Source organism: Microbacterium oxydans (assembly GCF_900095745.1).
Lineage (GTDB): Bacteria > Actinomycetota > Actinomycetes > Actinomycetales > Microbacteriaceae > Microbacterium > Microbacterium oxydans_B.
This window is the reverse complement of record NZ_FMIR01000018.1, coordinates 1-19709: the sequence shown is the minus strand read 5'-3', so window position 1 is coordinate 19709 and position 19709 is coordinate 1. Positions and strand designations below refer to the sequence as shown.

General features: G+C 70.9%; 17 protein-coding genes. 9 read left to right on the top strand and 8 right to left on the bottom strand.

Annotation, left to right across the window (positions count from 1 at the left end):
* The first annotated feature begins 60 nt into the window (after positions 1-60).
* Positions 61-2190 (top strand): RecQ family ATP-dependent DNA helicase, encoded by a 2130-nt coding sequence (locus BQ2383_RS12835; RefSeq protein ID WP_091034620.1) that lies wholly within the window; start codon positions 61-63, stop codon positions 2188-2190.
* Positions 2191-2208: 18 nt separating this feature from the next.
* Here the strand turns inward: BQ2383_RS12835 and BQ2383_RS12830 are convergent, their stop codons facing one another.
* The gene (locus BQ2383_RS12830; protein ID WP_091034617.1) at positions 2209-2976 is read right to left on the bottom strand and encodes an IclR family transcriptional regulator; all 768 of its coding nucleotides are present in this window, start codon (positions 2974-2976) and stop codon (positions 2209-2211) included.
* A 158-nt stretch (positions 2977-3134) separates the two neighbouring features.
* Between BQ2383_RS12830 and dhaK the strand changes: the two genes are divergently transcribed.
* From dhaK to BQ2383_RS12800, 6 genes are all read left to right on the top strand, one after another.
* Positions 3135-4127, top strand: a complete 993-nt coding sequence (gene dhaK / locus BQ2383_RS12825) for a dihydroxyacetone kinase subunit DhaK (RefSeq protein ID WP_091034615.1) — start codon at positions 3135-3137, stop codon at positions 4125-4127.
* On the top strand, positions 4127-4771 hold the full coding sequence (gene dhaL, locus BQ2383_RS12820) for a dihydroxyacetone kinase subunit DhaL (protein WP_091034612.1): 645 nt from the start codon (positions 4127-4129) through the stop codon (positions 4769-4771). Before dhaK ends, dhaL begins: the two co-directional genes overlap by 1 nt.
* Positions 4768-7275 carry a phosphoenolpyruvate--protein phosphotransferase gene (gene ptsP / locus BQ2383_RS12815; protein WP_091034609.1) on the top strand — a complete coding sequence of 836 codons (2508 nt, stop codon included), beginning with the start codon at positions 4768-4770 and terminating at the stop codon, positions 7273-7275. Before dhaL ends, ptsP begins: the two co-directional genes overlap by 4 nt.
* A 147-nt stretch (positions 7276-7422) precedes the next feature.
* Entirely contained in the window at positions 7423-8718 is a 1296-nt protein-coding gene (locus BQ2383_RS12810; RefSeq protein WP_091034607.1) for a sensor domain-containing protein, read from the top strand.
* Between the two features lie 113 nt (positions 8719-8831).
* Positions 8832-9260 carry a hydroxyphenylacetyl-CoA thioesterase PaaI gene (gene paaI, locus BQ2383_RS12805; protein ID WP_091034604.1) on the top strand — a complete coding sequence of 143 codons (429 nt, stop codon included), beginning with the start codon at positions 8832-8834 and terminating at the stop codon, positions 9258-9260.
* Between the two features lie 52 nt (positions 9261-9312).
* Positions 9313-9957, top strand: a complete 645-nt coding sequence (locus tag BQ2383_RS12800) for a TetR/AcrR family transcriptional regulator (RefSeq protein ID WP_091034601.1) — start codon at positions 9313-9315, stop codon at positions 9955-9957.
* A gap of 22 nt (positions 9958-9979) precedes the next feature.
* Here BQ2383_RS12800 and paaZ read toward each other — a convergent pair whose 3' ends face one another.
* The 7 genes from paaZ to BQ2383_RS12765 form a co-directional block, all read right to left on the bottom strand.
* On the bottom strand, positions 9980-12064 hold the full coding sequence (gene paaZ, locus BQ2383_RS12795; RefSeq protein WP_091035848.1) for a phenylacetic acid degradation bifunctional protein PaaZ: 2085 nt from the start codon (positions 12062-12064) through the stop codon (positions 9980-9982).
* An 11-nt stretch (positions 12065-12075) separates the two neighbouring features.
* Positions 12076-12945: a 3-hydroxyacyl-CoA dehydrogenase family protein gene (locus BQ2383_RS12790; protein WP_091034598.1), complete on the bottom strand. Its 870-nt coding sequence runs from the start codon at positions 12943-12945 to the stop codon at positions 12076-12078.
* Positions 12942-13697, bottom strand: a complete 756-nt coding sequence (locus BQ2383_RS12785; RefSeq protein WP_091034596.1) for an enoyl-CoA hydratase/isomerase family protein — start codon at positions 13695-13697, stop codon at positions 12942-12944. Before BQ2383_RS12785 ends, BQ2383_RS12790 begins: the two co-directional genes overlap by 4 nt.
* On the bottom strand, positions 13697-14887 hold the full coding sequence (locus BQ2383_RS12780) for a thiolase family protein (RefSeq protein ID WP_091034593.1): 1191 nt from the start codon (positions 14885-14887) through the stop codon (positions 13697-13699). The genes BQ2383_RS12785 and BQ2383_RS12780 overlap by 1 nt, the downstream gene beginning before the upstream one ends.
* Before the next feature lie 125 nt (positions 14888-15012).
* On the bottom strand, positions 15013-16494 hold the full coding sequence (locus BQ2383_RS12775) for a dihydrolipoamide acetyltransferase family protein (RefSeq protein WP_091034591.1): 1482 nt from the start codon (positions 16492-16494) through the stop codon (positions 15013-15015).
* On the bottom strand, positions 16491-17519 hold the full coding sequence (locus tag BQ2383_RS12770) for an alpha-ketoacid dehydrogenase subunit beta (RefSeq protein ID WP_091034588.1): 1029 nt from the start codon (positions 17517-17519) through the stop codon (positions 16491-16493). The genes BQ2383_RS12775 and BQ2383_RS12770 overlap by 4 nt, the downstream gene beginning before the upstream one ends.
* Positions 17516-18640, bottom strand: coding sequence for a thiamine pyrophosphate-dependent enzyme (locus tag BQ2383_RS12765; RefSeq protein WP_091034585.1), 1125 nt, complete (start codon positions 18638-18640; stop codon positions 17516-17518). Before BQ2383_RS12765 ends, BQ2383_RS12770 begins: the two co-directional genes overlap by 4 nt.
* Before the next feature lie 151 nt (positions 18641-18791).
* Here BQ2383_RS12765 and BQ2383_RS12760 point away from each other — a divergent pair, with 151 nt between their 5' ends.
* Complete coding sequence (locus tag BQ2383_RS12760) at positions 18792-19229, top strand: Lrp/AsnC family transcriptional regulator (RefSeq protein WP_029262374.1); 438 nt, start codon at positions 18792-18794, stop codon at positions 19227-19229.
* A gap of 184 nt (positions 19230-19413) precedes the next feature.
* Positions 19414-19709 (top strand): hypothetical protein (locus tag BQ2383_RS12755; RefSeq protein ID WP_140403356.1); only part of this gene is annotated, 296 nt, incomplete at its 3' end.

Sequence of the window (19709 nt, the reverse complement as noted above, 5' to 3'; positions counted from 1 at the left end):
ATGCGAGCGGGCTGGGGATGAGGGGCCGGCCGTGTCGGCGGGGTGAGGCAGAGTGGAGGCATGACCTCCCTCGCTCCTGCCGACACCCGCGATGCCGCACTGTCAGCCCTTCGGGAGCTCGTCGGCCGACCGGATGCCGACTTCCACGACGGCCAGTACGAGGCGATCGAGGCTCTGGTCGAGGGGCGCCGGCGTGCGCTCGTGGTGCAGCGCACGGGATGGGGCAAGTCCGCGGTGTACTTCGTGGCGACGCTGCTGCTGCGACGTCAGGGCGCGGGACCGACCGTGCTCGTCTCGCCGCTGCTGGCGCTCATGCGCGACCAGATCGCCGCCGCCGAGCGGGCGGGAGTACGCGCGGTCGCGATCAACTCCACCAACGCGCACGAGTGGTCCGACGTGCTCGCTCAGCTCGATCGCGACGAGGTCGACGTGCTGCTGGTCTCGCCCGAGCGGCTCAACAATCCTGCCTTCCGCGAACAGCAGCTGCCGGCACTCGTGCGTCGCATCGGGATGCTCGTGGTCGATGAGGCGCACTGCATCAGCGACTGGGGGCACGACTTCCGCCCCGACTACCGGCGGCTGCGTGACCTGATCGCGCAGATGCCCGCGGATGTGCCCGTACTGGCGACCACCGCGACCGCGAACAGCCGCGTCGTGGCCGATGTCGCCGAGCAGCTCGGCAGCCTCCAGGCCGCAGAGACGACCGAGGGCGACGCGGCACCCGTGCTCACGATCCGCGGCCCGCTCGCCCGCACGTCGCTGCGGTTGGGGGTGCTGCGGCTGCGCGACTCGGCGAGCCGGCTCGCGTGGCTGCTGAGCCACCTCGACGACCTGCCGGGGTCGGGCATCATCTACACGCTGACCGTCGCCGCGGCGGTCGACACGGCCCGGCTGCTGCGCGATCACGGACATGACGTCCGCGCCTACACCGGGCAGACCGACACCGACGAGCGCGCGGAGTCCGAGGGGATGCTCAAGCGCAACGAGGTCAAGGCGCTCGTCGCGACCAGTGCGCTGGGCATGGGGTTCGACAAGCCCGATCTGGGCTTCGTCCTGCACCTCGGTGCACCGTCGTCGCCCGTGGCCTACTACCAGCAGGTCGGCCGTGCCGGTCGCGCGAGTGAGAGCGCCGACGTGCTGCTGCTCCCCGGCGTCGAAGACCGCGACATCTGGCACTACTTCGCCACCGCGTCGATGCCCGACCGCGAACGCGCGGAGCGGGTGATCGGCGCGCTCGGCGACGCGCCGATCTCGACGCCGGCACTCGAGGCGATGGTCGACATCCGGCGGACGCCGCTCGAGCTGCTGCTCAAGGTGCTCGACGTCGACGGTGCGGTGCGACGCGTGCAGGGCGGCTGGGTCGCGACGGGCGAGCCCTGGGCGTACGATGCCGAGCGCTACGAGCGCATCGCCGCCGAGCGCCTCGCCGAGCAGCAGCACATGATCGACTACGAGCAGACCGACGGATGCCGCATGGAGTTCCTCCAGCGCGCGCTCGATGACGACACGGCCGCGCCGTGCGGGCGATGCGATAACTGCGCGGGCGGATGGTTCCCGCGCGAGATCGGGGAGTCCGCGACCACGCAGGCCGCGGAGTCGCTCGACCGGGTCGGTGTCCCGATTGAACCCCGTCGTGCCTGGCCCACCGGTGCCGATCGCCTGGAGGTGCCGGTCAAGGGCCGCATCCCCGTCGACGAGCAGGCGGGAGAGGGACGGGCGCTGGCTCGACTCACAGACCTCGGGTGGGGCGGTGCGCTGCGCGAGCTCTTCGCCGCGGGGGCGACGGATACCCCGGTGACGCCGCAGCTGCTGCAGGCCTGCATCCGTGTGCTCGCCGGATGGGGCTGGGACGAGCGGCCGGTGGCCGTGGTCGCCCTGCCGTCGCGGTCGCACCCGCTGCTCGTCGACTCGCTCGCGCGCGGCCTCGCCGACGTCGGACGACTGCCCTATCTCGGGGCGCTCGAACCGGTCGGCGGCGGTCCTACCGGGCAGCCGGGCGGCAACAGCGTCTTCCGGCTCGGTGGCCTCTGGGACCGGTTCAGTGCCGAGCACCTCGACGTTCCGGCGGGACCGGTGCTTCTCGTGGACGACCTGGTCGACAGTCGATGGACGATGACGGTCGCCGCCCGGGTGCTGCGGCAGTCCGGCGCGACGCAGGTGCTGCCGTTCGCGCTGGCATTGCGCGGCTGAGTCAGGGCCGGAGCGGCTTCAGTCGTCGGCGGGCGCGATGCGGGGCGGCCACGAGGTCGCTCCGAGTTCCCGCGAGATGTTCCTGGCGGTCTCGCGCAACGCGTTCATGATGGCGTCAGAGGCCGGCGTCTGCGAGGTCGGCAACACGACCGCGACTGCCGCGACGATGTCGTTCGAGGCGTCGGCGACGGGTGCGGCGAGCGAGGACTCGCCCAGCACGGCCTCGTCGAACTCGCCGGCGGTGCCGCGCTCCGCGATCGCAGGGAGCTCCAGGGTGAGGCGGGCGACGTCGGTGATCGTGTCACCCGTGAGGCTGCGCAGCGGCTGCTCGAAGACGCTCTGCTGGAAGCCCTGGTCGTAGGCGAGCAGCACCTTGCCCATCGCGGACGCGTGCGCAGGGATGGCGACGCCCGTCTCCAGCATCTGCTGGCTGTCGTCGGGGCGCAGGTTGTGATGGATGACGAGCACGTCGGTGAAGTGCGGGGCGCCGAGACGTACCGAGAGGTCGGTGCGGCGAGCGAGCTCCTGCGTCCAGCGCATGGCCCGTGCACGCACGTCGAGCGTGTCGAGGTACACGTTGCTCAGGCGCAGCAGCGTCGGCCCGAGCATGTAGCGCTGTCCACCGCGCTCTTTCGCGACGAGGCCGTGCGAGCGCAGCGACTTCACGATCCCGTGCACGGTCGACGGCGGCAGGCTGAGTGCTGCGGCGAGGTCGGTGATGCCGAGGTGGCGTGCTCCCTGGAGCAGTTCGAGGATCTTCGCCGCGCGGTCGATCGCCTGGATCACGGGGGAGCCTCCTTCCGGTGCGTCGTCGAGCCGGTGCGTATGCCGTGCCGGTCTTAAGGATGATCTTGACAACCCGGCAGGGTCCGAACATATTCGACATTAACGAATTGCTTTCGGATTTCGCGAAAGAAGTCCCGAGGATCAAAGGAGATCGAACGATGAAGAAGCTCATCAACGCCCCCGAGGACGTTCTCGTCGAATCACTGAAGGGGGTCGCGCTCGCTCATCCGGAGCTTTCGGTCGACCTGGAGAACCACGTCATCACGCGGGCGACGCCCAAGGCGCAGGGCAAGGTCGCGATCGTGTCCGGCGGCGGTTCGGGGCACGAGCCCCTGCACGGCGGCTTCGTCGGCACCGGGATGTTGGATGCCGCCGTCGCCGGCGAGGTGTTCACCTCTCCGACGCCCGACCGCGTCCAGGTCGCCACGAAGGCCGTCGACCGTGGAGCCGGTGTGCTCCACATCGTGAAGAACTACACCGGCGACGTGCTGAACTTCGAGATGGCCGCCGAGCTCGCCTCCATGGAGGGGATCGAGGTGGGCAGCATCACCGTGGACGATGACGTCGCCGTGCAGGATTCGCTGTACACGGCCGGTCGCCGAGGGGTGGGACTCACGGTGTTGCTCGAGAAGATCCTCGGAGCCGCCGCCGAGGAGGGGCGTGACCTCGCCGCCGTCGTGGAGCTGGCAAAGAATGTCAACGGCCAGGGCCGCTCGATGGGCATGGCGCTCACCAGCTGCACGGTTCCCGCCGCGGGCAAGCCCACGTTCGACCTCCCCGACGACCAGATGGAGATCGGCATCGGCATTCACGGTGAGCCGGGTCGTCATCGCGAACCGCTCGCTCCGGCATCCGACATCGCCCGGCAGCTGGTGGAGCCGATCCTCGCCGACATCGATGCGGCAGGTCCGGCGATCGTGATGCTCAACGGCATGGGGGCGACACCGCTGATCGAGCTGTACCTCATGTACGCCGAGGTCGCGGCGATCCTCGAGAAGTCCGGGGTGCAGATCGCGCGGAACCTGGTCGGCAACTACATCACCTCGCTCGACATGGCGGGCTGCTCGGTCACGGTGCTCAAGGCCGACGACGAGCTGCTGCGCCTATGGGATGCCCCGGTGAACACCCCCGGCCTGCGGTGGGGTGCGTGATGGCGGCTGTCGACACCGCTGTGCTCGCCGACTGGGTCTCCCGTTTCGGCGCGGCTGTCACGGAGAAGCGCGACTGGCTCACCGAACTCGACTCGGCGATCGGCGACGCCGACCACGGCGCGAACATGGCCCGCGGGATGGGTGCGGTGAGCGAGAAGCTCGCGGCAGGAACCCCGGCCACGGTCGATGAGCTGCTGAAGACCGTCGGGATGACCCTGGTGAGTTCCGTGGGTGGAGCCAGCGGGCCGCTCTACGGCACGTTCTTCCTGCGGATGGGGATGGCAGCCGGTGCGGTGCCCGAACTCGACGGGCCGGCGCTCGCGGTCGCCCTGCGCGCGGGCCTCGACGGCATCGTGGCGCGAGGCAAGGCCGAGTCGGGCGACAAGACGATGTTCGACGCGATGGCTCCGGCCGTCGATGCGCTCGACACCGCGCTCGCCGGTGGCGCGTCCGTCGCCGTTGCCGCCCGGACCGCAGCGGATGCGGCGGCGGCCGGCCGTGACGCGACACTCCCGCTCGTCGCTCGAAAGGGCAGGGCCAGCTATCTCGGCGAACGCAGCGCCGGGCACCTCGATCCGGGGGCCGCATCGACGGCGATCCTGTTCGACACGCTCGCTGCGGCCGTGGAGGGCGGCGCCGGATGATCGGCATCGTCGCCGTCTCCCACAGCGCACGGCTCGGGGAGGCGGCACTGGAGCTTGCCCTGCAGATGGTGCAGGGTGCAGGGGTGCGCGTGCAGGTCGCGGCGGGTGCGGGCGTGGACGGCGACGGCAGACCGATCCTCGGGACGGATGCGGTGGCGGTGGCCGCAGCGATCGATGAACTCGCGGCGGACTGCGACGGCGTCCTCGTCCTCATGGATCTCGGATCGGCCGTGCTGAGCGCCGAGCTCGCACTCGAGCTGCGTGTGAGCGACGTGCCCGTGCGCCTCGTGCCTGCTCCGTTCGTGGAGGGATTGCTCGCCGCGGTCGTGTCGGCGGCGGCCGGGGGCGGACTGGATGCGGTCGCTGCGGAGGCGACCGCTGCGCTCGGCGCGAAGACCGGGCAGCTCGGTGTTCCTGACGACGCTGCGCCGTCGTCCGACGCCGAGTCCACCGACGGCAGCGCCGCAGGGGGTGGCGGGTCGGTCGGCGAGGAGATCGTCCGGCGGGTGCGGGTGCGGAATCCGCTCGGCATCCATGCGCGCCCCGCCGCCCTGATCGCCGAGGCTTCGGCGGGGGCGGATGTGCGACTGCGGCGTCTTCCGGACGGACCTGACGCGCCGGCCGCGAGCCTCTCGCGACTCCTGATCCTCGGCGCTCGGCAGGGCGACGAACTGGAATTGGTCGCGCGCGGCCCGGAAGCCGATGCGGTGCTGGACAAGCTGTCCGCCCTGTTCGACGACGGATTCGGGGAGGGGACGGATGACGCGGCGCCGACGGCGGCTGCGGCGGGTTCGGAATCGACGGGCCCGCGCCCGGACGTCCCGCCGACCGTCATCGCGTCCGGCGCGGTGCTGAAGGGCCGCGGCGTCAGTCCCGGTCGGGTGGCCGCACCGCTTGTGCATCTCGCACCGGCGGTCGGCGAGCCGGAAGCGGGCGCGGTCGTCGCTTCGGCCGACCGCGACGCCGAGGTCTCAGCGATCGAGTGGGCCGCCGTCGCCGTGGCCGATCAGCTGCGTGCGCGGACGTCGCAGGCGACGGGGGAGACCAGGGCGATCCTCGATGCGTCTCGCCTGCTGGCCTCCGACCCCGAGCTGGTGTCGGAGGCGACGGCACTCGTCCGGTCGAAGGGCCGCAGTGCGGCGCGCGCGATCTGGGAGACCGCGGCCGCCCACGAGAAAGCCGTGGCCGCGCTGGGTGGCCGGATGGCGGAGCGCGTCGCCGACATCCGTGACGTGCGCGACCGGATCATCGCCGAGATACTCCAGGTCGACATGCCCGGGGTGCCCGAGCGTGAGGAGCCGTTCGTGCTCGTCGCGACGGACCTCGCGCCCGCCGACACCGCAGCCCTCGCTGGAGGGCACTGCGTCGCCCTCGTCACCGAGCAGGGCGGGCCGACTTCGCACACCGCGATCATCGCGCGATCGCTCGGTCTTCCCGCGGTCGTCGGCGTTACCGGCGCGGTCGGCATCCCGGTCGGCTCGACGCTCCTCGTCGACGGCGGGCGCGGCACGGTCGAGGTCGATCCGCCGGCATCCCGCGTCGCCGACGCCCAGGCCGCCGCCACCGTCGTCGAGTTCGACGGATCCGGGCGGCTCGCCGACGGCCACCGCGTGGCGCTGCTGGCGAATGTGGGCGGTGCTCCGGACGCGGTGAACGCTGCCGCAGCGCGAGCAGAGGGCATCGGTCTGTTCCGCACCGAGTTCTGCTTCCTCGACCGGACCGAAGCACCGACGGTCGAGGAGCAGACCACCGCCTACCGCGGTGTCCTGGCCGCATTCCCCGATCGCAAGGTCGTCGTGCGCACACTGGACGCGGGGAGCGACAAGCCTCTCCCGTTCGCGAACTCCGACGACGAGGACAATCCGGCGCTCGGCGTGCGGGGGCTCCGGATCGCCCGCCGCCGGCCGGAGCTGCTCGCGGACCAGTTGCGTGCACTCGCGCTCGCCGCCACCGCGGAGTCGGCCGAGGTCGAGGTGATGGCCCCGATGGTGGCCACCGTCGACGAGGCCAGGGAGTTCGCCGATCTCGCGCGTGCGGCGGGGATCAGCAGCGTCGGCATCATGATCGAGACGCCGTCGGCGGCACTTCTCGCCGCCGAGCTGTTCGAGGTGGTCGACTTCGTGAGCCTCGGAACCAACGACCTCGCGCAGTACACGCTCGCCGCCGATCGGCTGCTCAGCGACCTGGGCGATCTGAACGATCCGTGGCAGCCCGCGGTGCTGCGCCTGATCGGCATGGTCGGAGCGGCGGGGCGTGCGGCCGGGAAACCGGTCGGAGTCTGCGGCGAGGCAGGTGGGGACCCGGCCCTCGCTCCGGTGCTCGTGGGACTGGGAGCGACCTCGCTCTCGATGACCCCGCGGTCGCTCGGACGAGTCGCGGAGGCGCTCCGCGATGTGACCGAGGACGAGTGCCGCCATGCTGCCGAGGCTGTGCTGCAGGCGGCCACCGCGGAGGAGGCCAGGGTCGTGGGAGCCGCCGCTCTGCAGCGTGCCGCTGCCCGCTGATCGCGTCGCATATGCGTGCTTCGGCATGCTCAGAATTTCATTCTGATCTCGACATGGAGCATGCGCCTCGTGTCTCCGGGCCGAAGCTCTAGGCTCGGCTGTACGGGGGGCGCCGACGTCGGCGCCGAGTGTGGATCGGAGTGGGACATGTCGCAGGCGAGGACGTTCGTGCGGGGCCTGATCGGTGTGGTCGCGGTCGGGGCGTTGGTGGCTCTTTCCGGGTGCGCTCCGACTCCGCAGTCCACGCCCACCCCCCAGCCCACGGCCGCGCCGGAATCCCCGGCTCCCGATCCGTACGCCGGACCGATCGCCTTCGTCGGCGACGAGCTGGACTGGTTCCTGCTGAGCGCCGAGGAGATCTCCGGCCTGCTTCCCGATGTGGGTGATGTCAGCCCGGCGGTGCCCTCCTTGATCCAGGTGTCCGACGGGGGCGGCTACGAGCCGGATCCCACCATCTGCAACGCGGTCTACGCCGAAGCCTCGCTGGGCTCCATCGGTGCACGGTCCGTCACGTGGACGACGACCGTTTCCGCAGGGCGAGACGGCTGGCTCCACGTGATGCAGTTCGCCGATGAAGCGGCCGCCACGGCGCGCATGGACCAGTACGCCCAAGCCGCGGAGCAGTGCGGTGAGTTCACCTTCGGCGGGGCGCCTTCTTCCTTCGCCTCGTCGACGGCAGAGGGCGACGGGGGCGTCCGCGCCATCGCCGGATCCCTGATCCTCACCTACCCGGGCGGCGACGGTCACTCCCTCTACAAGACCTACTCCTCGGTTGGAAACGTGGTCGTCGAGATGTGGCAGCCCTTCACGGGGGAACCCGCGTTCGACACCGAGGCCGCTGCAGACCAGCTGCGCGATCGCGCGAGCGAGGCGAGGGCGAAGCTGATCGACGAGCTGACGGAGAACCCGCCGGTTCCGGTGGACGTCCCCGCAGCTGACCCTGCGGCGCCCTGGAGCGAGTGGGAGATCACGACGGCGGGGGTCGGCCCCGTGCGCCTGGGCGTCGAGCTCGATGAGGCGATCGCCGCGGTCCCCGGAGCTCGGGTCGACAAGCCCGAGTGGGTGGGTGGGACGACGCGTCTGACCTCGCCCGATGACTCGGCCTCGCTGCTGCTCTGGACGCAGGAGGGCACGAGCGTCGTCTCCGCCGTGTCCGTCGGCGTCGGGAACGTCGCGGGCGAGCCGACTCATGAGGGCGCGTCGCTTCCGTCCGCCGGTGGTGTGCGAATCGGAGATCCGGTCAGCGCCGCGGCAGCTGCCTTCCCCGAGGGGACGGCACTGCGCATCATCTCGTCGGGCGAGTACTTCTACGAGTGGTCCAGCCGCGAGGGGGTCGTCATGCGGTTCCGCCTGGATCGCGACTCGACGGCAGACCCCGCCGCGGTGATCACCGGCATCACGGTCGACGACGCCACGCTCGCAAAGCCGCTGATCTTCGGCTGAGCTTCGCGCAGGTCGCCGCCCCCGTACAGGCCTTCTTTACCGACCGAGCGGTCAGTTAGTATGGGCCTGTCGGGCGCTGCTGCGGTGGCATCCGCGCGACGAGGAGGTCGACGATGACGGATGCGACGCCGCAGGCCACGGACTCCGCGCGCCCCAACCGCGCCATGATGGAGCGCGACCGCGCCTCCGCCTCGCTGGGCCTCGTCGTGGAACGCGACGATCCCGGACACGCCGTGGTCTCGATGCGCGTGCGCGACGACATGACCAACGGGTTCCACATCACGCACGGCGGCTTCGTCTTCGCCCTGGCCGACACGGCCTTCGCGATCGCCTGCAACGAGGACGACCGGGTCACGGTGGCCGCCGGCGCCGACATCTCGTTCCTGAAGTCGACCGTCTCCGGACAGACGCTGACCGCGACGGCCGTGCGACGCACCCGCACCGGCCGCTCCGGCATCTACGACGTGACCGTCGTCGACGAACTCGGCGATCCTGTCGCGGAGTTCCGTGGGCGCTCGCGCACCACCGACCAGACCTTCTGATCTCGCGCTGCCGCTCCCGGCCGACAGCGTGATCCGATGCGAGACTGTGGGGATGTCCGAGATGCAGAGCACGCGACGAGGCCGCCCCGGTTACGACCAGCAGGGCATCCTCGCGGTCGCCGTCGCCGCGTTCAACGAGTACGGGTACGACGCGACTTCGATCGGCATGCTGGCCGAGCGGCTCGGCTTGTCGAAGTCGGCGATCTACCACCACTTCGGATCGAAGGACGAGATGCTCGACCTCGCTCTCGACGCCGCGCTCGGCGGTCTCGAGGCCGTGGTGCAGAGCCCGCTGCCGGCTGCGGATGACCGGGAGGACACCGATGCGGTGACCCGCCTCGAGCACGTCCTCCGCGGGGCCGTGCACGTGCTCGTCGACCAGCTCCCCGCCGTGACGCTGCTGCTGCGGGTGCGCGGGAACACCGATGTCGAGCGTCGAGCGCTCACCCGCCGTCGCGCATTCGACCGCCGGATCACCGCACTCGTCTCGGAAGCACAGTCCGAGGGCGCGCTGCGCGCCGATATGGACGCCAGCGTCGTGGCCCGCCTGGCGTTCGGCATGATCAACTCGATCGTGGAGTGGTACCGACCGGGCGGACGCGAGGGCGCGGACCGTCTCGCCGACGACGTCGTCGCCATCGCCCTCGACGGCCTGCGCCGGCGCGTCGACGATCCCGCGAGCGCCCCGGTCTCCTGACCGGCGCGCAAGCGGGGACGACTCAGGCCGCCGCGTCCTGCTCCTTCGCGACGAGGGTGAGCACGTCGTACGTGGCGACGATCTCGTCGCGCTGATTCTTCAGCACCGAGTCCCATCGCACCTCGCCGTACTCGTCCGTCTCACGCGGGGTGATCTGCTTGGCGGTGAGCTCGACGCGGATCTCGTCGCCGGGCGAGACCGGGGTCAGGAACCGCAGGTTCTCCAGGCCCGAGTTGGCGAGGACGGGGCCGGGCGCGGGGTCGACGAAGAGGCCGGCGGCCCACGACACGAGCAGGTACCCGTGGGCGACGCGACCGGGGAAGAACGGGTTCGCGGCGGCGGACGCCTCGTCCATGTGCGCGTAGAAGGTGTCGCCGGTGAAGGCCGCGAACGTCTCGATGTCGTCGAGCGTCACCGTGCGGGAGCCGCTGGCGACCTGGTCGCCGATGCGCAGCTCGGCCAGCGACTTGCGGAAGGGATGCACACCCCCGCTCTCCTGGTACGGACGCGCCACCGTGCCCTGATGCCAGACCCCGGTGAGGGCGGTCAGCATCGCAGGGGAGCCCTGCACCGCGGTGCGTTGCATGTGGTGCAGCACCGCGCGGATGCCGCCGAGCTCCTCGCCACCGCCGGCGCGGCCGGGGCCGCCGTGCACGAGGTTCGGCAGCGGCGAGCCGTGACCCGTGGAGCTGCGGGCGTCGTCGCGATCGAGGAACAGCACGCGTCCGTTGTAGGCGGCCATGTCCGTGGCGAGCGCGACGGCGACTTCGGGGTCGTGCGTGGCGACGCTGGTCACCAGGGAGCCACCGCCCCGGGCGACCAGGGCGCTCGCTTCGTCGAGGGTGCGATAGCCGACGATGCTCGAGACCGGGCCGAACGCCTCGATCTCGTTGACCGCCGCGCTCTGCGGGTCGGAAAAACGCAGCAGCATCGGCGCGAGGAAGGCGCCATCCGGAGCGGGCCCCTCCGTTCCGTCGCCGTGCCGCACGTCTGGAGCATCGGCCGAGCCGATGACCAGCTCGCCACCGCCGTCCTGCAGCCGTGCCACCTGGCGCAGCACCTCGTCGCGCTGGGCGGTCGAGGCCAGCGGGCCCATCGTGACGCCCTCCGCCCGAGGGTCGCCGAGCACGATGCGTTCGGACAGTCGTGCCCGCACCGCGCCGATCACGTCGTCGACGGCACCGACCGGCACGATCGCGCGTCGGATCGCCGTGCACTTCTGTCCGGCCTTGCTGGTCATCTCGGCGACGAGCTGCTTGATGTACGCGTCGAACTCGGGCGTGCCCGAGACGGCGTCCGTCCCCAGGATCGACGCATTGATGGAGTCGGTCTCGCTCGTAAAGCGCACACCACCGGTCTGCACCGCATCGTGGGCGCGCAGCCCTTCGGCGGTCGACGCCGATCCGGTGAACGCCACCAGATCGCCCAGCCGCAGTTCGTCGAAGAGACCGGGAACACTGCCCGAGACGAGCTGCAGCGAGCCCTCGGGCAGCAGGCCGGACTCGACCATGATCCGCACCATCGCCTCGGCGAGGTACCCGGTCGGGGTCGCGGGCTTCACGACGGTCGGCACACCCGCCAGGAAAGCGGGCGCGAACTTCTCCAGCGAGCCCCAGACCGGGAAGTTGAAGGCGTTGATCTGCACCGCGACGCCGGGGAGCCGGGTGTAGATGTGGCGCCCGAGGAAGGAGCCGTCCCTGGACAGGTTCTCCACCGCGCCGTCGACGTAGACCTTCGCATTCGGCAGCTCTCGCCTGCCCTTGCTGGAGTACGCGAACAGCACCCCGATGCCGCCGTCGATGTCGACCCACGAGTCCTGCGCGGTCGCGCCCGTGCGGCTCGAGATCTCATACAGCTCGGCCTTGCGCTCCGTGAGCGCGAGCGCCAGCTGCTTGAGGCGCACCGCGCGCTGGTGGAACGTGAGTTCGCCGAGCGACGCCTGCCCCGCGGTGCGGGCGTAGGCGAGAGCTGCCGCGAGGTCGATGCCGTCGGTCGAGACGCGGGCGACGATCTCGCCCGTCGAGGCGTCGCGCACCTCGATCGCCTCGGCGTCGGCATCCGGCGACCACCAGGATCCCTGCAGATAGCTGGGGAGGATCTCGGTCATGTCAGTTCCCTTCATGAGGCGTCCCATTCGTAGAAGCCGCGTCCGCTCTTGCGTCCGAGGTGTCCTTCGGCGACGAGGCGGCGCAGCAGAGCCGGCGGTTCGAAGCGTTCGCCGAGGTTCGCGGCGAGGTATTCGGAGATGCCGAGCCGCACGTCGAGCCCGACGATGTCGGTGAGGCGGAGCGGCCCGACCGGATGCTTGTAGCCCAACGTCATGGCGGCGTCGATGTCTGCGGCCGAGGCGACGCCCTCTTCGAGCATGCGGATCGCCTCCAGGCCGATCGCGACGCCGAGTCTCGACGACGCGAACCCGGGGGCATCGGCCACGACGATCGGCGTCTTGCCGAGGGCTTGTACCCAGACCCTCGCATCGTCGACGAGCGGGGGAGCGGTGGTCGCGCCCCGCACGATCTCGACCAGGGTGGACGCGGGCACCGGGTTGAAGAAGTGCATGCCGAGGAAGCGCGCCGGCCGGTCGAGCACTGCGGCGAGCTCGTCGATCGAGATCGAGGACGTGTTCGAGGCGAGGACGGCGTCGGGTCCGAGCTGGGCTTCGACGCGGGTGAGGGCGTCGACCTTGAGGGCCAGATCCTCGGGCACGGCTTCCACGACGAGGTCGCACGGCGCGAACAGCGCGACCTCCGTGCCCGTCTCGAAGCGTGAACGGTAGGCGTCTCCCGGTTCGGCCGCGGTGCCGCGGGCGATCGAGGTGTCGACGGATTCGAGCACGCGGTGGGCGGCTGCCGCGGCAGCATCCGCATCGCGTTCGACGACCGTCACGCGCGAACCCGCGAGAAGGAACGCGTGGGCGATGCCGGCGCCCATGCGCCCGCCGCCGAGCACTCCGACGTGCGCGGGAGCGTGGGGCGTGGCCTCGGTCATCGGTCTCTCCGTTCCAGGAAGTCGGTCATGCGTCGGAACTTCTCCGGGCTCTCGAAGAGCTCGGCCTGGGCTTCCAGATCGGCGGCGGGGTGGCGGTCGCGGGGCTCGCGGAACACCCGTTTCGTCGCGATGGTGGCGGCCGGGTCGTTGCGGGCGATCCGGTCGGCGATCGCCTCGGCCGCAGCCAGCAGTTCCTCGGGGTCGTGGATCGCCGAGACGAGGCCGATGCGCAGCGCCTCCTCGGCCTTCACCGTGCGTCCGGTGAGCAGCAGCTCGATCGCCCTGGCGTCGCCGACGATCTCCTTCAGCCGCCAGCTCGCGCCGGCCGCGGCGAGGATGCCGAGGCCCGTCTCCGGGTTGCCGATCGCGAGCGAGGGCGTGGCGATGCGGATGTCTGCGGCGTAGGCGAGTTCGGCGCCGCCTCCCAGGGCATAGCCGTCGATCGCTGCGATGACCGGCATCGGCAGCTCGGCGACCCGGACGAAGGCGTGCGCGTTGATGCCGCGCAGCGCGTCGGAGGCCCGGCGTTCGCGCAGCTCGGCGATGTCGGCGCCCGCCGCGAAGACGCCGTCGGCGCCGACGAGGATCAGGGTCCGCGGCGCCTCCTCGAGCTCGTCGCAGAGCAGGTGCAGGGCATCGATCGTGGCCTGGTCGATCGCGTTGCGCTTGTGCGGACGGTTGAGGGTCGCGACCACACGGTCGGGGTGCCGCTCGACGAGCAGCGGCTCTTCGGGATTCGTCGAGGTGGGCATCACATCTTCTCCAGGATCACGGCCGCCCCCTGGCCAACGCCCACGCACATCGTCGCGAGTCCGTATCGCGAGTCCTCGCGCTCCATGCGCCCGAGCAGTGTGATCAGCAGGCGGGAACCGGACGAGCCGAGCGGATGGCCGAGGGCGATGGCACCGCCGTCGGCGTTGACGCGCTCGTCGTCGAGGCCGAGACGCCGGATGCAGGCGATCGACTGCGTGGCGAAGGCCTCGTTGAGCTCGACGGAGCCGATGTCGTCGATGGTGAGTCCGGCGCGGCGGAGCGCTTTCTGCGTCGCGGGCACCGGGCCGAGGCCCATGACCTCCGGTGCGAGACCGGCGCTGGTGCCGACGACGATCCGGGCGCGGGGCACGAGACCATGGCGCTCGACCGCCTCGGCGCTCGCCACGACGATCGCCGAGGCGCCGTCGTTGAGGGCGCTGGAGTTCCCAGCCGTCACGACCTGGCCGCCGGCGACCACGGGGCGCAGTCGGGCGAGTGCCTCGAGCGTGGTCTCGGGCCGTGGACCCTCGTCGACCCGCACCTCTCCGGTCGCCGTCAGCACGCCGACGATCTCGGGGGCGAAGCGTCCGGCTGCGATCGCGGCGGCGGCGCGCTGCTGCGATCGGAGGGCGAAGGCGTCGGCCTCGTCGCGGGTGATCCCGTCGAGACGGGCGACCTCCTCCGCGGTCTCCGGCATCGTGAAGGTCGCCTTGTCGCGGGCCAGGAGACGGGGGTTCGGGAAACGCCAGCCGATCGAGGTGTCGAAGGCCGCGCCCGGTTTGGACCAGGCCTTCTCGGGCTTGGCCTGCACCCAGGGCGCGCGGGTCATCGACTCGACACCGCCGGCGATGATGAGGTCGGCATCTCCGGCGCGGATCGCCTGCGCGGCCATCGTCACGGCGGACATGCCCGAAGCACACAGCCGGTTCACCGTGATGGCCGGGACGCTGTCGGGGAGTCCAGCGAGCAGCACCGCCATCCTCGCGACGTTGCGGTTGTCTTCACCGGCCTGGTTCGCCGCGCCCAGGATCACCTCGTCGATGTCGATCTGCGTCGCATCGATCCCGGCCCGGCGCACGGCCTCGGCCACCACGATCGAGGCCAGGTCGTCGGGGCGGACGGTGGCGAGCGCGCCGCCGTAGCGCCCGACCGGGGTGCGCGCCCCTCCGACGAGGAATGCCTCGGTCATGCGGATCTCCTGACTTCGTCGTCTCAGCGGGGGCTCGTCGCCCTCTCGCATGGCCAGGAATTACTGACCGATCGTATGGTAATTATGGCACAGGCGCCGCGTCGGCCCGAGGTGCGCCGGCGGTCTCAGACCCGCACGAACGCCCGCAGCGGATGCTCGATGAGGTCGGTGACACGCCGCAGGAATCCCGCCGCGTACCCGCCGTCGCAGACGCGATGGTCGAACGCGAGCGACAGCTGCACGATGCGACGCGCGACGATCGCCCCGTCGACGACCCACGGTCGCTCGATGATCCGTCCGATGCCGAGGATGGCGACATCCGGGTGGTTGATGATCGCCGCCGAGCCGTCGACGCCCAACCCGCCGTAGTTGTTGAGGGTGAAGGTCGAGCCGCGCAGCCGTTCCGGCGGCATCGTGCCCGCCCTGGCCGTGGCGGCGAGCTCGCGCAGTGACGCATCGAGCTGCTCCACGGTGAGCGCGTGCGCACGGGGGACGACGGGGACCAGGAGTCCGCGTTCGGTGTCGGCGGCGATCCCGAGGTTCACACCGTCGAACGAGATCAGCTCCTCGCCGCTCTCGTCGAGTCGCGAGGCCAGCACCGGGTAGTCCTCGAGGGCGAGCAGGACGAAGCGCGCGAGCAGTGCCGTGACCGAGGGGGCCTTGCCGCCCTCCGGGGCCATCTGCGCGCGGAGGTCCCACAGCGCGGTGGCATCGACGTCGACCCAGACGGTGGCCTCGGGGATCTCGGTTCGACTGCGCGTGAGCTTCGCACTGACCGCGCGCCGCAGCGGCGACATCCGCTCTCGGGAGACGACGTCGAGCCCGTCGACCGACTCTCCGGACCCGTTCGCGGCGCGGTGATGCGCGGCGGCGCCGTCGACGGCGTTCTCGACCGCGGCCTGCAGCACGTCGGCGCGGGTGATCGCCCCGTCCGGGCCGGTCGCGGCGATCGTGTGCACATCGAGACCGAGGTCGCGGGCGAGGCGACGGACGAGAGGGGAGCGCACGGCCACGGGGCGGCGGGCGGACGCGGCGGCGAGGGTCGCGTCGGGGACGGTGACGGCGGCTGCCTTCGGTGCGGATGCCGATGCGGGTGCGGGTGCGGGGGCGGGTACGGGTGCGGATGCGGGTGCGGATACCGCTGTCGCCGAGGTCGGGCGGTCGGTTCGAACCGGCGCAACGGGTGGCCGGCGACGCCCCTTCGTCGTGTGCGCCGTGGTGCCGTAGCCGATCAGCACGTTCCCGGATCCGGCGCGTTCCTCCTCGCGGTACGCCTCGTGCTCGGGGGAGCTCGATGCCGCGGTCCCGGCAGCATCCGGAGTCGCCGGCTCCATATCCGAAGCCGATCCGGCGTCGGCGACCTCGAGCACCGGCGCGCCGACGTCGATCGTGTCGCCGGCGGTGCCATGGAGGGCGGTGACGACACCGGCGAACGGCGACGGCAGCTCCACCACGCTCTTCGCCGTCTCGACCTCGGCGATCGGCTGGTCGGTCGTGATGGTGTCGCCGACCGCGACGAGCCATTGCACGAGGCCCGCCTCGGTCAGTCCCTCGCCGAGGTCGGGCAGGCGGAACACCTGCGCGGCCGGCTTCAGTGGGGCGCTCATACGTCGTCCTCCCAGTGCAGGGTGTCGATCGCGTCGAGCACGCGGTCGACGTCGGGCAGGTACCAGTGTTCGAGCTTCGGGGGTGCGTAGGGGGTGTCGAACCCCGTGACCCGTCGCACCGGGGCCGCGAGGTATTCGAAGCAGCGCTCGAACACGCGGGCCTGGATCTCGGAGGCGACGCTCACATATCCGGGGGCCTCGGCGATGACCACGGCGCGGCCGGTGGACTTCACCGCGGCGGTCACGGTCGCATCGTCGAATGGGGAGAGCGAGCGCACGTCCACCACCTGCACGCTGCGCCCCTCCGCGGCGGCGACGTCGGCGACCTCGAGGGCGAGCGGCACGGAGGCGCCGTAGGCCAGGAGCGTGACGTCGGTGCCCTCACGGGCGATGCGGGCGCTGCCGAGTTCCGTGGTGATCGAGGTGTCGACTTCGCCCTTCGACCAGTACAGCTTCTTCGGTTCGAGGAAGATCACCGGATCCGGTGAGGCGATCGCCGCGCGCAGCAGCGAGTAGGCATCCTGCGGCGTCGACGGACTGACGACCGTGAGGCCGGGGGTGTGCGCGTAGTAGGCCTCGGACGAGTCGCAGTGGTGCTCCACGCCGCCGATGCCGCCACCGAACGGGATGCGGATCACCAGCGGCATCCGCATCCCACCGCGTGTGCGGTTGCCGAGCTTGGCGACATGGCTGACGACCTGCTCGAATGCGGGCAGTGCGAATGCGTCGAACTGCAGCTCCACCACGGGGCGCATCCCGTTCATGGCCATGCCGACCGCGGTGCCGACGATGCCGGACTCGGCCAGGGGGGTGTCGAAGCAGCGCTCCTCGCCGAACCGCGCAGTGAGGCCGTCGGTGATGCGGAAGACGCCGCCCAGCGCGCCCACGTCCTCGCCGAAGACGACCACGTCCGGATCGGACTCGATGGCGTCGGCGAGAGCCCTGTTCAGCGCGGCGGCCATGGTCATGGTGGTCACGGTGCCCGCCTCCGCCTCGGCGCGGGTGTCGTCGTGTGTGATCGTCATCGGTGGCCTCCGTCCGAGGTCGTACCTGCGCCCGCATCGGCGAGGCGCGAGCGTTCGATCTCGTCCCGCAGCAGGTGCCATTGCTCGTCGAGTTGTGGCGAGCGTGTCGCAGTGACGAAGCGGAACAGGTCTTCGGGGTCGAGGTCCGCGTCGGTGTTCAGCGCGGTCCGCATGGCCGCGGCGATCTCCTCGGCTCCGGCGGCGAACCGCTCCTCGGCGTCGGCGTCGAGGGCTCCGGTGTCCGTCAGGTGGGTGCGCAGGCGGAGCAGCGGGTCGCGGGCGATCCAGGCCTGCACCTCATCGCGTTCCCGGTAGCGGGTGTCGTCGTCGGCGTTGGTGTGCGCCTGCATCCGGTAGGTGTGCGCCTCGATGAGCGAAGGGCCGCCGCCGGTACGCGCGCGATCCACTGCCTCGCCGAGCACGGCAAGCACGGCGGCGACGTCGTTCCCGTCGACACGCTGTCCCGGCATCCCGTAGCCGACCGCCTTGTGGGCGAGGGACGGAGCCGCGGTCTGCCGCGAGAGCGGGACGGAGATCGCGAACCCGTTGTTCTGCACGAAGAAGACGACCGGCACCTGGAAGACGGCGGCGAAGTTCATCGCCTCGTGGAAGTCACCCTCGCTGGTGGCGCCGTCGCCGCACAGCGCGAGCACGACCGTGTCCTCGCCGCGATGCTTGGCCGCCTGCGCGAAGCCGACCGCATGCAGCAGCTGGGTGGCGAGGGGAGTGGCCTGCGGCGCGACCCGGTGGGCGCGCACGTCGTAGCCCGAGTGCCAGTCGCCCTTGAGGAGCACCATCGCGTCGGCCGGTTCGACTCCGCGGGCGATCACCGCGACCGAGTCGCGATAGGTGGGGAACAGCCAGTCCGTGCCTCCGAGCACCATCGCGGCGGCGATCTGGCACGCTTCCTGCCCGTGCGAGGACGGGTAGACGGCGAGGCGTCCCTGACGCACGAGCGCGCCGGCCTGGTCGTTGATGCGCCGGCCCTGGACGAGGCCGCGATAGGCGGCCAGCAGGGTGTCGCCGTCGGGGAGCGCGTAGTGCTCGTCCGCGACAGGCTGTCCGCCCGCATCGATCAGTTGCACCGCGGTGTCTCGCGGAAGCATGTCGGTGTGCAGCATGCGCTCGTCCTCCTTGGCGAACTCGGTGGGGACAGCTTGCCTCTGTGGGTGACAGTCATCCAAGATCATCCGCGAAATACTGGATGGAAGAGCGACAGATGCGGCATTCTTGATCGAAGTGTCAGAGTTTCTGGCCCGAGGAAGGGGTGTCATGATCGCGCTGGACGACACGGACCGAGCGATCCTCGAGGAGCTGCGTCGCGACGCGCGCTCGTCGATGACGGCGATCGCGGATGCTGTGCACATCTCGCGTGCCGGTGCGCACGCGAGGATCAAGCGCCTCACGGACGCCGGTGTCATCACGGGATACACGGTCCGCACGGATCCCGTCCTGCTCGGGCACCATGCGAGCGCCTACGTGACCCTTGCCATCGAGCAGGCGACGTGGCAGGCGGTGAGCGACCGGCTGCGCGCGATCCCCGAGATCGAGCACATGGCGCTCGTCGGCGGTGACTTCGACGTGATCCTGCTGGTGCGCGCCAACGACGCCCGCGACCTCCGTCGAATCGTGCTCGAGGACATCCAGGCGATCCCCTCGATCCGCTCGACCCGGACCACGCTGATCTTCGAGGACTACACGCGGGAGTGAGGGTGCTCGGTAAGGTTTCGCGGCGCGGGTGTTTCGCGGCGCGGGGGTTTCGCGGCGCGCGTGGAGAAGTGCCCTGACGTCGTTTCTGTGGAGGGATTGTCGACGTCTCGCGTGTTTCGGAATATTGCTTTGAACTGGGGTTATCGCGGTTCGAATGTCGGTGGCCCCGGGTTGACTTAGGGGTATGAACAACCCCGTGGAACTGCTCGTCCAGGTCGTCGCCGACCTGGATGGGGTGCTGCGTTCCGACGTGATCGCGGGGCTCGCGGTCGACGAGAAGATGCAGGTTTTGCGGGTCGCGGGTGAGGTGCAGCGGCGGGTGGAGGCGGTGGTCGTGGAGACGGTCGCGTCGGTCGATGAGCGTCCGGCGGGGTCGGGTGAGCCGGCGTTCTGCGGGCGATACGGGTGCCGCACGGTGAACGAGTTGTTGCAGCGGGTGTTGCGCACGGATGCGGCGGGTGCGGGACGGGTGGTGAAGGC